The sequence below is a fragment of the Gallibacterium genomosp. 2 genome (genome assembly GCF_000771895.1).
In the GTDB taxonomy this organism is placed as follows: Bacteria; Pseudomonadota; Gammaproteobacteria; order Enterobacterales; family Pasteurellaceae; genus Gallibacterium.
This window is the reverse complement of sequence record NZ_JPXY01000065.1, coordinates 1-12,966: the sequence shown is the minus strand read 5'-3', so window position 1 is coordinate 12,966 and position 12,966 is coordinate 1. Positions and strand designations below refer to the sequence as shown.

Annotated in this window: 14 protein-coding genes; 12 read left to right on the top strand and 2 right to left on the bottom strand. The window is 37.9% G+C overall.

Annotated elements, in window-relative coordinates; genetic code table 11:
• The coding region (locus tag P375_RS11405; RefSeq protein WP_039137143.1) for an acryloyl-CoA reductase at positions 1 to 974 on the top strand (974 nt) is incomplete at its 5' end.
• Here P375_RS11405 and P375_RS11400 read toward each other — a convergent pair.
• Entirely contained in the window at positions 971 to 1,993 is a 1,023-nt protein-coding gene (locus tag P375_RS11400) for a LacI family DNA-binding transcriptional regulator (RefSeq protein ID WP_039137141.1), read from the bottom strand. The genes P375_RS11405 and P375_RS11400 overlap by 4 nt on opposite strands.
• 158 nt (positions 1,994 to 2,151) lie before the next feature.
• Here P375_RS11400 and P375_RS11395 point away from each other — a divergent pair, with 158 nt between their 5' ends.
• From P375_RS11395 to P375_RS11375, 5 genes are read left to right on the top strand one after another with little or no spacing between them, the layout of a single operon-like run.
• Positions 2,152 to 2,589: a PTS sugar transporter subunit IIA gene (locus P375_RS11395; RefSeq protein WP_039137140.1), complete on the top strand. Its 438-nt coding sequence runs from the start codon at positions 2,152 to 2,154 to the stop codon at positions 2,587 to 2,589.
• 20 nt (positions 2,590 to 2,609) lie between these two features.
• Complete coding sequence (locus P375_RS11390; RefSeq protein ID WP_013745981.1) at positions 2,610 to 2,882, top strand: PTS sugar transporter subunit IIB; 273 nt, start codon at positions 2,610 to 2,612, stop codon at positions 2,880 to 2,882.
• An 18-nt stretch (positions 2,883 to 2,900) separates the two neighbouring features.
• Positions 2,901 to 4,253, top strand: a complete 1,353-nt coding sequence (locus P375_RS11385) for a PTS ascorbate transporter subunit IIC (protein ID WP_013745980.1) — start codon at positions 2,901 to 2,903, stop codon at positions 4,251 to 4,253.
• A 10-nt stretch (positions 4,254 to 4,263) separates the two neighbouring features.
• Positions 4,264 to 5,085 (top strand): transketolase, encoded by an 822-nt coding sequence (locus P375_RS11380; RefSeq protein ID WP_039137139.1) that lies wholly within the window; start codon positions 4,264 to 4,266, stop codon positions 5,083 to 5,085.
• A complete protein-coding gene (locus tag P375_RS11375; RefSeq protein ID WP_039137138.1) occupies positions 5,078 to 6,022 on the top strand; it encodes a transketolase family protein in 945 nt (314 codons plus the stop codon). Before P375_RS11380 ends, P375_RS11375 begins: the two co-directional genes overlap by 8 nt.
• 70 nt (positions 6,023 to 6,092) lie before the next feature.
• Here P375_RS11375 and P375_RS11370 read toward each other — a convergent pair whose 3' ends face one another.
• Entirely contained in the window at positions 6,093 to 6,911 is an 819-nt protein-coding gene (locus P375_RS11370) for a Cof-type HAD-IIB family hydrolase (RefSeq protein WP_039137137.1), read from the bottom strand.
• 121 nt (positions 6,912 to 7,032) lie between these two features.
• Between P375_RS11370 and P375_RS11365 the strand changes: the two genes are divergently transcribed.
• The 6 genes from P375_RS11365 to era all read left to right on the top strand — a co-directional run bounded on the left by P375_RS11365 (position 7,033) and on the right by era (position 12,963).
• Positions 7,033 to 7,731 (top strand): DNA utilization protein GntX, encoded by a 699-nt coding sequence (locus P375_RS11365; protein WP_039137136.1) that lies wholly within the window; start codon positions 7,033 to 7,035, stop codon positions 7,729 to 7,731.
• 106 nt (positions 7,732 to 7,837) lie between these two features.
• A complete protein-coding gene (nfuA, locus tag P375_RS11360; protein WP_039137135.1) occupies positions 7,838 to 8,422 on the top strand; it encodes a Fe-S biogenesis protein NfuA in 585 nt (194 codons plus the stop codon).
• 145 nt (positions 8,423 to 8,567) lie between these two features.
• Positions 8,568 to 10,364 (top strand): translation elongation factor 4, encoded by a 1,797-nt coding sequence (gene lepA / locus P375_RS11355; protein ID WP_039137134.1) that lies wholly within the window; start codon positions 8,568 to 8,570, stop codon positions 10,362 to 10,364.
• Positions 10,365 to 10,373: 9 nt separating this feature from the next.
• Entirely contained in the window at positions 10,374 to 11,345 is a 972-nt protein-coding gene (lepB, locus tag P375_RS11350; RefSeq protein ID WP_039137133.1) for a signal peptidase I, read from the top strand.
• Positions 11,346 to 11,347: 2 nt separating this feature from the next.
• The gene (rnc, locus tag P375_RS11345) at positions 11,348 to 12,028 is read left to right on the top strand and encodes a ribonuclease III (RefSeq protein WP_039137131.1); all 681 of its coding nucleotides are present in this window, start codon (positions 11,348 to 11,350) and stop codon (positions 12,026 to 12,028) included.
• An 11-nt stretch (positions 12,029 to 12,039) separates the two neighbouring features.
• Complete coding sequence (era, locus tag P375_RS11340) at positions 12,040 to 12,963, top strand: GTPase Era (protein WP_039086300.1); 924 nt, start codon at positions 12,040 to 12,042, stop codon at positions 12,961 to 12,963.
• The last annotated feature ends 3 nt before the right edge of the window (positions 12,964 to 12,966 follow it).

The following is a 12,966-nucleotide window of genomic DNA, read 5'->3' as shown; positions in this document are numbered from 1 at the left end:
TACGTCAAGCGGAAAATCAACCTTTTCAGGCAAAAATTGAAAATATCGATTCGGAATTTTTCCCAGAAGCACAACGGAAAGGTATTAAAATTAAAGTGCATTATTCAGCGTTGAATTATAAAGATGCATTGGCATTATGCGGATCCGGTCGGATTATTAAACAGTACCCATTCATTCCCGGCATTGATTTGGTCGGCAGTGTTGCCGAAAGCAATGATCCGGCGTTTAAGGTGGGGGATTTAGTGTTGGTTACCGGCTTTGGTTATGGTGAATTGCAGTTCGGTGCGATGGCGGAGTATACCTATGTACAACCACAACATTTGTTGAAACTTCCGATAACGCTTACAGAATATAAAGCGATAGCATTAGGAACGGCAGGTTTTACTGCAATGTTGTGCGTGAATGCGTTAAAACAGGCTGAAATTACCCCTGATAAAGGGCAAATTATTGTGACTGGTGCAAGCGGCGGTGTCGGCTCAATTGCAGTCTATTTATTGCATAAATTAGGCTATTCGGTGATTGCCGTTTCAGGAAATACGGAGCGTTATCAACAACTTTTGGATTTCGGTGCAGAGAAAATTTATGATCGTTCCCATTTTGCACAGCCAAGTCGTCCATTAGAAAAACAACAATTTGCCGGTGTGATTGATACTGTTGGCGGTGATATTTTGGCAAATTTATTAAGTCGTGTTCAATATTACGGCTGTGTTGTTTGTTGCGGATTAGCTCAAAGTTATCAACTACAAACCACAGTAATGCCGTTTATATTGCGTAATGTGAGATTGCAAGGAGTGGAGTCAGTTTATTTTCCGCTCGAAAAACGTACTGCTGTTTGGCAACAATTAGCACAATTGATAGGTGACGATTATTTACAAGGATTTACGCGTGAAATCCCTTTAGCTGATGCCCCTGATTATGCTAAAAAGATGCTCGATCATCAGTTATACGGTAGAACGATTGTGAGAGTAAGTTAAGTACTGTCTCTTATAATAAGTCGGCTGCGGACAAGGATACTATCCGGTTTATAGGCTATTTGTTGATTGAATAATCGCCTTACAGTTCGCCCGGCTAAAATGCCCATTTCTTTATAAGGAATAACAACTGTTGTTAATTTTGGATAACAAACCTCACTAACTTCTAAACCGCCTATGCTGCTTATTGTTGTTTCATAAGGAATATTAATATGACGACGATGAGCTTCAAATAGTGCGCCACAAGCCATTTCATCAGATAAACAGATAAAAGCGTCTATTCGCCCCCAAAGTAAAAATGCCTCATTGAAAAGTTGTGCACCTGTTTTGAAAGAAGCGTGATTAGCACTGTGTAGAACAAGATGAGGATTAATAGCGTGTTGTAAACAAGCATTATGCCAACTTTTCATATATTGCTGGAAAATAGAAAGTTGCTGACTGGCGCAAAGTAAACCTATTTCTTGTTTTCCTTTTTGTAATAAATGCGAAACCAACAGATGAATGACTTGTGATATATCAACGCCTATGTTGATACCTAAACCGTCAGTTTTGTGTGCGCCAATGGATATGAGAGGCAAATTAAGACTTTTTAGTCGTTGTGCTTGATTGGCATCATATTCCATATTTAATAAAACAATAATTTCAGGGGAATATTGAATTGCTTCGTTGATCCAATCTTTGTCTTTTTCAGTAAGAAGAAACAGAAGTTGTACATTAGCGGTTTGTAATTCCCTCTGTAGCCCTTCTAGAATAAGTGTATTCTCAGTGGCAATTAATGATGTTGTAACAATTACGATATTATTGGAGTTGACACTTGCCAAATTTCTTGCTGCTACATTCGGAATGTAACCCATTTCCTGAATAGTCTGTTGAATTTTATCTCTTAACTCTTCAGAAACTAAATCTGGTTTATGAATTGCTCGGGAAACCGTCATTGCACCAACTCCCACTTTTTTGGCGATATCAGCTAAAGTTACTTTCCCTGTACTGCGGCGAGATTTATTACTTTTTTGTTCAGTCATAATGAGTGAAATAGAGTCAAAATAATAGGGCTAAGTATACCATTCTCTTCCTTCGAAAAAATAAAATGTTAGCGCTATCACAAAATTGAAATTTGGTGATTGATAGAAAATTAAAGCTCCTCTAGACTGCAATTATGAACAAGATTTAAGGAGGCACTATGTTAGAACAATTTTTACCAAAAAAGCATTTGCAACGCATAGAAAAGGTGACTTCGTGGCAAGAAGCAGTGAAATTGTGTGCTACACCATTGCTTAGCGAGAAGATTATTGAGCCGCGTTATCTCGATAATATTTTCCGTTTATATGAGGAACTCGGTGCTTATTTTGTGATTGCTCCGCAGATTGCCATGCCTCACGCCAGACCAGAAGATGGGGCAATTGAAACAGGATTATCGTTATTAGTCGTTTCTTCCGGCGTGAATTTCGGTTCGGATGAAAACGATCCAGTACATTTAATTGTGATGTTGGCAGCAATAGATAGTACAGCTCATCTTTCTGTACTTTCAGAATTAGCAGAATTATTAGGCGACGATGATAAGGTAAAACAAATTATCAATGCCAAAACAATAGATGAAATTTTTTCTCTTATTCAATAGTAACAGTTCGGAGGTTTATGATGAAAATTATGGCAGTTTGTGGTTCTGGATTAGGCAGCAGCTTTATGATGGAAATGAACATCAAGAAAGTGTTGAAAAAAATGGGAATTGAGGCGGAAGTTGAACATACCGATCTCGCTTCTGTCAGTCCGAATGATGCAGATGTTTTTGTAATGGCAAAAGACATTGCAGCAAGTAGCGGTATTGCAGAAGATAAATTAATTGTCGTGACCAATATTGTAAGTTTGGCGGAGTATGAACAAAAACTTACAGCCTATTTTCAAAAAAATTAATGTTAGAAGGAGTTTATTATGAACGCTTTCCTTTTCTTTATTTTAGATATTTTAAAAGTACCGGCGGTGTTAGTTGGACTTATTGCCTTGGTCGGTTTAGTTGCGCAAAAGAAAGCATTACCGGACATTATTAAAGGTACGATTAAAACTATTTTAGGTTTTATTGTGCTAGGTGGTGGTGCCGGTGTTTTATTAGGATCATTAACTCCGCTAGGTGATATGTTCCAACACGCTTTTAATGTGCAAGGTATTATTCCGAATAATGAAGCAATTGTTTCATTAGCATTACAAAAATATGGCACAGCAACAGCATTAATTATGGCATTTGGTATGGTTGCCAATATTATTATTGCGCGTTTTACTCGTTTGAAATTTATCTTTTTAACGGGTCACCATACTTTCTATATGGCTTGTATGATTGGTATTATTTTAACTGTTGCCGGGTTTGAGGGCGTTCAGCTTATTTTTGTAGGTGCATTGTCTTTAGGGTTGGTAATGGCATTTTTCCCTTATATTGCACACCGTTATATGAAGCATATTACCGGCAGTGATGACGTGGGTTTTGGTCATTTCGGTACAGTGGGATATGTTTTGGCTGGTGCTATTGGTGAATGGACAGGCAAAGGCTCAAAGTCTACTGAAGAGATGAATTTACCGAAAAATTTAAGTTTCTTACGTGATAGTTCCATCTCCATTTCTCTTACAATGATGGTGATATATTTCATCTTAGCGATTGCTAGTGGCCCAGAGTTTATTGAAACAAAATTCAGTGCAGGACAAAATTATTTAGTTTATGCGCTTATTCAAGCGGTAACTTTCGCAGCAGGTGTATTCATCATTTTGCAAGGTGTTCGTTTAATTCTGGCAGAAATTGTGCCGGCATTTACCGGCTTCTCTGAAAAATTAGTGCCGAATGCAAAACCCGCTTTAGATTGTCCGATTGTTTTCCCATATGCACCAAATGCGGTATTGATTGGCTTTTTATCTAGTTTTGTTGGTGGTTTAGTTGGGTTGTTTATTTTAGGTCAGCTTAGCTGGGTTCTTATTTTACCTGGTGTGGTTCCTCACTTCTTCTGTGGTGCGACAGCTGGTGTATTCGGTAATGCAATGGGTGGAAGAAGAGGTGCAATTCTAGGTGCATTTGCACACGGTATATTAATTACATTCTTACCTGTATTCCTATTACCAGTATTAGGAAGTTTAGGTTTCTCAAATACGACTTTCTCCGATGCGGACTTTGGTGTCATTGGGATTATCTTAGGAAATATGGCTAATTATTGGGATAAAAACATTATCACTGTAGTGATTGTCGGATTATTTGCTGTATTAGTGGCATATAACTATCTAAAAAAAGAGAAAATTAATCATTAAGGAGACGAGAATGGAAACTGATTTAACCCGATTTGCGAATCAGATCCGAATCGAAACCTTAAAAATGTTGATGAATTTAGGATTTGGTCATTTCGGCGGTAGTTTGTCTGTGGTAGAGGCTCTTGCTGCATTATATGGAAAGGTGATGAAAATTGATCCGAAAAATCCAAATTGGAATGAGCGAGATTATTTTGTGTTATCAAAAGGACACGCAGGCCCTGCTTTATATAGTACATTAGCATTAAAGGGATATTTCCCATTAGAGCAATTAAAAACACTCAATCGAAATGGCACATTGTTACCTAGTCATCCGGATCGTTTGAAAACACTTGGTGTTGATGTGACAACCGGTTCTTTGGGACAAGGTTTATCAATTGCTAGCGGAATTGCTTTTTCTCATCAATTAAGAAATTTGCCGAACAGAACATTTTGTATAGTGGGGGACGGTGAATTAAATGAAGGGCAATGTTGGGAAGCGTTTCAATTTATTGCTCATCATCGTTTAACTAATCTCACTGTGATGGTGGATTACAACAAAATGCAGTTGGATGGAGCTTTAACAGAGATCATAGCTCCTTTTAATTTGCAGGAGAAATTTACTGCGTTTGGTTTTAATTGCCTTGCCGTTGATGGAGCTGATGTACAAATGTTGGCTCGAATTTTATCTGAACCAGCACAAGACAAACCGAAAGTTATCATTCTAAACACGAAGAAAGGACAAGGCGTGCCTTATTTGGAAGGTTTGCAAAATAGTCATCATTTAAGACTAAATGATGAAATGAAGGCACAGATTGAAAAGGCCATTGCAGAGTTGGAGGTTAAGAATGCGTAATTTAGAGAAAGATACTCTGGAAATGAGAGCAGTTTATGCCTCTACTATGGCTGAATTGATCCAAGAAAATCCTTTAATCATTGATTTAGAAGCAGATTTAATGAGCTCTATGTCTATGGATAAAGTACAGAAGTTGTATCCGAAACATGTGATTAATTGTGGCATTATGGAGGCGCATAGTATCGGTTTAGCAGCAGGAATGTCGATAGCCGGACATATCCCGTTTTTTCATACTTTTACCGCTTTTGCTAGCCGTAGATGCTTGGATCAACTGTTTATGTCAGTGGATTACCAACAAAATAATGTAAAAGTGATTGCTTCCGATGCTGGTATTACTTCAGCACATAATGGCGGTACGCATATGTCATTCGAAGATATGGGTATTGTTAGGGGATTAGCTTCTACTGTTGTAATGGAAATGACGGATGCAGCAATGATGGAAAGTATTGTGCGTCAATTGGCTTCGTTAAAAGGATTTTATTGGGTAAGAACCATTCGTAAGCAGGCAACTAAAATTTATTCTGACAACGAGGAATTTGTTATTGGTAAAGCAAAAGTTTTGCAACAAGGAAAGGATGTGACATTAATTGCTAATGGCATTATGGTTGCAGAAGCGTTAAGAGCGGCGGATATTTTAGCTGAACAGCATCAAATTTCCGCAGCCGTAATTGATATGTTCACCTTAAAACCGATAGATACAGAAACGATAGTGAAATTTGCCCAAAAAACAGGAAAAGTGGTGACCTGTGAAAATCATAGTATTGAAAACGGTTTAGGCTCGGCAGTTGCCGAAGTGCTAGTTGAATATTGTCCTGTGCCAATGAGGAGAGTAGGGATAAAACAGCGTTATGGGCAAGTGGGAACGGTCGATTTTTTGCAAAAAGAGTACCAACTCACTGCGGAGGATATTGTTAAACAAGCATTATCAATGTTTTAATTAAAAAGAAAACGTTTATAAGTGGCTTAACTATTTGTTCTGTAAGAAAAATTAAGCCACTTTACTATTCCTAAATTAAATCCTTTTCATTTAACACACCTAAAGCCAATAAGCCTTTGAGAACGCCATCGTGTTCAATATCTTCGGTGACATAATCGGCAATTTTTTTCAGTTCGGGGTGGGCATTGCCCATCGCGACACCTGTGCCAACGTGGGTTATCATTTCAATGTCATTTAAGCCATCACCGAACGCCATAACATTATCAATCGTAAGGCCGAAATGGTTGACGACGGCATCGATACCGCTCGCTTTGGAGCCGCTTGCAACAAGGCAATCTACAGAATAATCGTGCCAGCGGACAGTTTTAAATTGTTCACCTAAAATGCCTGAGTCGGCGATAAATTGGTCTTGTGATTCAGGATAGAAAAGTAAAAGTTGATAAATGTCGTGCGTTTTATAGTAGTCTTTGTCGATAAAATATCGGGTAGTAATAGGATCAAGTGCCTCTTTTAATTGTGGCGTAATGTTAGAAACTGCAATGGCTTCATTGCTGACAAAAGCATAATCTATTTGGTGTGTATGTAAAAAATGGATAATTCTTTCAATCTCTGTTGTAGCAATAGGATATTTGCTAATGACTTGATTTTTATAACTATTATATTGGCCGTTAATGGTTACAAATAATTCGATACCTTCTTGCTTAATTAATTGATCAATTTTTTCCGGAAATGCGCATCTTGCTCGTCCGGTGGCGATAGCCGGGATAATGCCTTTATGTTTTAAACTGCGGATAACGCTTGGTACGCTGGCAGGCAGAATAGCTTTATTTTTTACGTAAAGTGTTTCGTCAATATCGAAAAAGATAATTTTAATGTCTGGTTTTGTCATAACTTGCCTTGGAATAATGAAAAGAGTGTTAATTTTAGCAGTTTTTCTTTATTTCTCGATCCTCTTCACAAAAATTATCACTATCTCATTCATAGTTAAGGATTTTGATTAAGATAATGGAATGAAGCGAAATAATATTTTTGACTTTTGTTGCATTCAGTGTGGAAGACGCTTGCAGATTGCGACGCACGGACTTTGTTCATTTTGTTATAAAGAGATTAAGAAATTTCATTATTGTGGTTGTTGTGGTACAAAATTACCAGAGAATCGGCAACGTTGTGGTATTTGTTTATTAACACCGCCGTTATGGCAAAAAATAGTATTTGTTTCGGCGTTTGAAGAACCGTTGAAATCGCTTATTTATCGTTTTAAATTTCGGCAAGATTATTGGTTGGATCGAAGTTTAGCAAGATTGCTGTTATTGTCTGTTAGAGAAGCGAGACGAACACATCAATTAGAATTGCCGGAGTTGTTAATTCCGGTGCCGTTACATCATAAAAGACAGTGGGGACGCGGTTATAATCAATCTTCATTGTTAGCTCGATATTTAAGTCGCTGGTTGAATATTCCCTATTTAGAGAATGCTATTATTCGTCAACGTGCTACCTCGACACAGCGAGGCAAAAATAGCTGGCAAAGAGAGCAAAATATGCAACAGGCATTTGTTTTAAAACGTAATTTTTACGGACGGGTAAAACGGATTGCTTTGATTGATGATGTAATCACTACAGGGGCGACAATGGATGCAATTTGTCGCTGCTTAATACAACAGGGAATAGAAGAAATTCAAGTATGGGCATTATGTAGAACACAAAAATGATTTTCTCTTTTGGTTTAATTGAGCATAGGGAGTAGAAAAAAATTTGGATTAAGCGTATTATTCCTGACTATATCAGTCAAGTATTAACAAAAGGGATAAATAAATTATGCAGCAAATTTTGATTTCCGATGCAGCACAGGCACATTTTCGTAAATTGCTTGATCAACAGGAAGAGGGAACAAATATCCGTATTTTTGTCGTTAATCCGGGTACACCGAATGCGGAATGCGGGGTGTCTTATTGTCCGAAATCAGCAGTTGAAGCAACAGACCATGAAATGAAATATGAAACATTTTCAGCGTTTGTTGATGAGTTAAGTTTGCCGTTTTTGGAGGATGCGGAAATTGATTTTGTGACTGATGAAATGGGGTCACAATTAACTTTAAAAGCACCGAATGCCAAAATGCGTAAAGTAGCGGATGATGCGCCATTAATTGAACGTGTTGAATATGTCATTCAAACACAAATTAATCCGCAGTTGGCAAATCACGGTGGACGTATTACTTTGATTGAAATTACTGATAAAGGCGAAGCAATTCTTCAATTCGGTGGCGGTTGTAATGGATGTTCAATGGTTGATGTTACATTGAAAGATGGTGTGGAAAAACAGTTATTGGCACAATTTGAAGGTGAACTGACAGGTGTAAAAGATGTTACAGAACACCAACGTGGTGAACATTCTTATTATTAAAATGTTAAGTTAAGGGCAGGACTATTCCTGCCATATTTTTGATATATTGTTGACAAATTCCTTTCTTGTAGCAGTTTTTGCTAGTTTCTTGTAAAATCTTGCGGTTTATTTGATTAATCAACTATTTTATTAAAATTATCCATTTATGAAGAATATCCGTAATTTCTCAATTATTGCTCATATCGATCACGGCAAGTCCACTCTATCAGATCGTCTTATTCAAATTTGTGGTGGTTTAAGTGACCGTGAAATGGAAGCTCAAGTATTAGATTCAATGGATTTAGAGCGTGAGCGTGGCATTACTATTAAGGCACAAAGCGTTACCTTAAATTATACAGCGAAAAATGGTGAAATTTATCAGTTAAATTTTATTGATACTCCCGGGCATGTGGACTTTTCTTATGAAGTTTCCCGTTCGTTGGCAGCTTGTGAAGGAGCTTTATTAGTGGTTGATGCTGGACAAGGCGTTGAGGCTCAAACTTTGGCGAATTGTTATACAGCAATTGAGATGGATCTTGAGGTAGTGCCGATCTTGAATAAGATTGATTTGCCGGCAGCCGATCCGGAAAGAGTGGCGGAAGAGATTGAGGATATTGTCGGGATTGATGCAATTGATGCAGTTCGTTGTTCGGCGAAAACTGGCGTCGGAGTTGAGGATGTATTGGAAGAAATTGTTAAACGTATTCCAGCACCACAAGGTGATCCTGAAGCGCCGTTACAAGCGTTAATTATTGATTCGTGGTTTGATAATTATTTAGGTGTGGTTTCTTTAGTTCGTATAAAAAATGGAACCTTAAAGAAAGGTGATAAGATTAAAGTAATGAGCACCGGTCAAAGTTATGGTGTTGATAGATTAGGTATTTTTACACCTAAACAGGTTGATAAGAATGAATTATCGTGTGGTGAGGTTGGCTGGGTTGTTTGTGGTATTAAAGATATTCTTGGCGCACCGGTAGGAGATACTTTGACATTACAATTTAATCCTGCATTAAAACCATTACCGGGGTTTAAAAAAGTAAAACCGCAAGTATATGCAGGCTTATTTCCTGTTAGTTCCGATGATTATGAAGCATTCCGAGATGCATTAGGAAAATTAAGTTTAAATGATGCATCGCTATTTTATGAACCGGAAAATTCTAGTGCGCTTGGCTTCGGTTTTCGTTGTGGCTTCTTGGGTTTATTACATATGGAAATTATCCAAGAACGTTTGGAGCGAGAATATGATCTAGATTTAATTACTACTGCACCGACAGTAATATACGAAGTGGCGATGACAAACGGAGAAGTATTATATGTCGATAGTCCGGCAAAATTGCCACCAATTAATAATATTGCTGAAATCAGAGAGCCTATTGCTGAATGTAATATGTTACTGCCACAGGAATATCTTGGTAATGTAATTACTCTGTGTGTTGAGAAACGTGGTGTACAGACGCATATGGTATATCACGGTAATCAAGTGGCATTGACATATGAAATGCCAATGGGTGAGGTGGTGTTGGATTTCTTTGACCGTTTGAAATCAACTTCGCGTGGCTATGCGTCTTTGGATTATTCATTTAAACGTTTCCAAGCGGCAGATATGGTGCGAGTAGATATAATGATTAATGGGGAGCGTGTAGACGCTTTAGCCTTGATTGTTCATAAAGATAATGCGCCTTATCGTGGTCGAGAGTTGGTGGAAAAAATGAAAGAGCTTATTCCTCGCCAACAATTTGATATTGCAATTCAGGCAGCCATTGGCAACCATATTATCGCGCGCTCAACGGTTAAACAGTTACGGAAAAACGTGTTGGCAAAATGTTATGGTGGGGATGTCAGCCGTAAGAAGAAACTGTTACAGAAACAAAAAGAGGGTAAAAAACGGATGAAATCACTTGGTAATGTTGAAGTCCCTCAAGAGGCGTTTTTGGCGATTCTACACGTTGGAAAAGATAAATAAGGAGCAAGTATGTCAAACTTTTTCTTGCCTATTTTGTTAGTCGTTGGATTTATCCTGTGGAAAGTATTGGATTATTTTCAACTGCCGAACACATTCACCATTTTGTTGATTGTGTTCTCGGTGTTATCAGGTATTTTCTGGTGTCATCAACGTTTTGTGTTGAAGCCGAAACGTCAACGTCAAATTGCCAGAGCGGAACAACGTAGCGGTAAACAGCTAACTGATGAAGAAAAAGCGAGAATTGAGCCAATTTCAGAAGGTGCGGAATTTATTGCTTCATTATTTCCGGTGTTGGCAGTAGTATTAATTGTGCGTTCTTTTTTATATGAACCGTTCCAAATTCCTTCGGGCTCAATGGAGCCGACTTTAAGAGTCGGGGATTTTTTATTGGTTAATAAATATGAGTACGGCATTAAAGATCCGGTTTTTCAAGAGAAATGGGTTGCGCTAGGTGAGCCGAAACGTGGAGATGTCATTGTTTTTAAAGCACCAATGCAGCCGAATGTGGATTATATTAAACGTGTTATCGGATTACCGGGTGATCATATTAAATACGATCAGCAGAATGGTGTTTTAACGGTAACAGCGGCTTGTGGGCAGGATCTTTGCGAAAGCCAAACTTATCAGTATGAAGGGGTTGAGCCTAATCCGGAATTCGTATATCACGGTAATGCTCAAATTGAACGAACTGAAATAGGTGCAGTAACGCATCAAATTTTACTGAATCCGGATCGTTTTAATTATGACCCTTATTATTTTAAACAGGATGGAAATGCGGTCGGTGAATGGACTGTGCCGAAAGGTGAGTATTTTGTGATGGGCGATAATCGAGATAATAGCAATGATAGCCGTTTTTGGGGATTTGTGCCGGAAAAAAATATTGTTGGTAAAGCTACTGTAATTTGGTTAAGTTTAGATAAAAAAGAAGGTGAGTGGCCGAGAGGTATTCGGACTGAGCGTTTCTTTAAACAAATTAAATAGTTATGAATAATCAACATTTAGATAGATTACAAAATAAATTGAATTATCAATTTAAAAAAATGGTGTTATTGCAACAAGCTTTAACCCATCGTAGTGCAGCAAGTGAACATAATGAACGTTTAGAATTTTTAGGTGATTCGATCTTAAACTTTGCGATTGGTGAGGCGTTATATCATCAATTTCCTAAATCTGCTGAAGGGGATTTAAGTCGTATGCGTGCTACTCTAGTTAGAGAACAGACTTTAGCTCAAATTGCAGTAGAGTTTGATTTGGGTGAATATTTGAAATTAGGACCGGGTGAATTAAAAAGTGGTGGTTATCGCAGAAGCTCAATCCTTTCTGATTGTGTGGAAGCGATTATTGGTGCGATTTATTTAGACAGTAATTTTGAGAAAGTGAAAGATACTGTTTTAAAATGGTATCAACAACGCTTAGCAGAAATTAAGCCTGGCGATAATCAAAAAGATCCGAAAACACGTTTACAGGAATATCTACAGGGTATTCGTCAACCTCTGCCAACTTATAAAGTGGTGGAAATTAAAGGTGAAGCGCATAATCAAACTTTTAAAGTGACCTGTAAGATCCCACAATCTGAAACTTTATTTGAAGGCGTCGGCAGTAGTCGTCGTAAAGCAGAACAAGCTGTGGCAGAGAAAATTTTGTCTGCATTGAAAATAAAATAAATGAGAGCATAATGACAGTAGATCATCAAACAGATAATCAACAAGAAACCTATTGTGGTTTTATCGCTATTGTTGGGCGGCCGAATGTCGGTAAATCAACACTATTAAATAAAATTTTAGGGCAAAAAATATCCATTACTTCAAGAAAAGCTCAAACTACACGCCATCGTATTGTTGGAATTGATACGGATGGTGCGTATCAAGCGGTATATGTTGATACTCCGGGACTTCATATTGAAGAGAAACGTGCGATTAACCGTTTGATGAATCGTGCGGCGAGTAGTGCAATTGGAGATGTAGATTTAATCATTTTTGTTGTTGATGGCACCCATTGGACTGATGATGATGAAATGGTGTTGACAAAATTACGCAGTGCGAAAGCGCCGGTAGTGTTGGCCATCAATAAAATTGATAATGTGAAAAATAAAGATGAATTGTTGCCTTTCATTCAGCAATTGACAGAAAAGTTTTCATTTAAAGAGGTTGTGCCTATTTCGGCACAGCGAGGCAATAATGTGCATCAATTAAAAGCGATTGTGCGTCAATTTTTACACAAAGGCGTTCACCATTTTCCTGAGGAGTATGTTACCGACCGTTCTCAACGTTTTATGGCATCAGAAATCATTCGTGAGAAGTTAATGCGTTTTATGGGAGAAGAGTTGCCTTATTCCGTTACAGTAGAAATTGAGCAGTTTAAAATTAATGAACGTGGCACTTATGAAATTAATGGATTAATTTTAGTTGAGCGTGATGGACAGAAAAAAATGGTGATTGGTCATCAGGGTCAAAAATTAAAAACGATTGGAACGGAAGCTCGACAGGATATGCAACGATTATTCGATGCGAAAGTGCATTTGGAACTTTGGGTCAAAGTGAAAAGTGGTTGGGCTGATGATGAACGGGCGTTAAGAAGTCTAGGCTATATGGATGACTAAAAA

Excerpts from the sequence above, each read along its gene's own strand:
- P375_RS11400 (WP_039137141.1), bottom strand. The coding sequence starts at position 1,993 with ATGACTGAACAAAAAAGTAATAAATCTCGCCGCAGTACAGGGAAAGTA.
- P375_RS11395 (WP_039137140.1), top strand. The coding sequence starts at position 2,152 with ATGTTAGAACAATTTTTACCAAAAAAGCATTTGCAACGCATAGAAAAG.
- P375_RS11390 (WP_013745981.1), top strand. The coding sequence starts at position 2,610 with ATGAAAATTATGGCAGTTTGTGGTTCTGGATTAGGCAGCAGCTTTATG.
- P375_RS11385 (WP_013745980.1), top strand. The coding sequence starts at position 2,901 with ATGAACGCTTTCCTTTTCTTTATTTTAGATATTTTAAAAGTACCGGCG.
- P375_RS11380 (WP_039137139.1), top strand. The coding sequence starts at position 4,264 with ATGGAAACTGATTTAACCCGATTTGCGAATCAGATCCGAATCGAAACC.
- P375_RS11375 (WP_039137138.1), top strand. The coding sequence starts at position 5,078 with ATGCGTAATTTAGAGAAAGATACTCTGGAAATGAGAGCAGTTTATGCC.
- P375_RS11370 (WP_039137137.1), bottom strand. The coding sequence starts at position 6,911 with ATGACAAAACCAGACATTAAAATTATCTTTTTCGATATTGACGAAACA.
- P375_RS11365 (WP_039137136.1), top strand. The coding sequence starts at position 7,033 with ATGAAGCGAAATAATATTTTTGACTTTTGTTGCATTCAGTGTGGAAGA.
- nfuA (WP_039137135.1), top strand. The coding sequence starts at position 7,838 with ATGCAGCAAATTTTGATTTCCGATGCAGCACAGGCACATTTTCGTAAA.
- lepA (WP_039137134.1), top strand. The coding sequence starts at position 8,568 with ATGAAGAATATCCGTAATTTCTCAATTATTGCTCATATCGATCACGGC.
- lepB (WP_039137133.1), top strand. The coding sequence starts at position 10,374 with ATGTCAAACTTTTTCTTGCCTATTTTGTTAGTCGTTGGATTTATCCTG.
- rnc (WP_039137131.1), top strand. The coding sequence starts at position 11,348 with ATGAATAATCAACATTTAGATAGATTACAAAATAAATTGAATTATCAA.
- era (WP_039086300.1), top strand. The coding sequence starts at position 12,040 with ATGACAGTAGATCATCAAACAGATAATCAACAAGAAACCTATTGTGGT.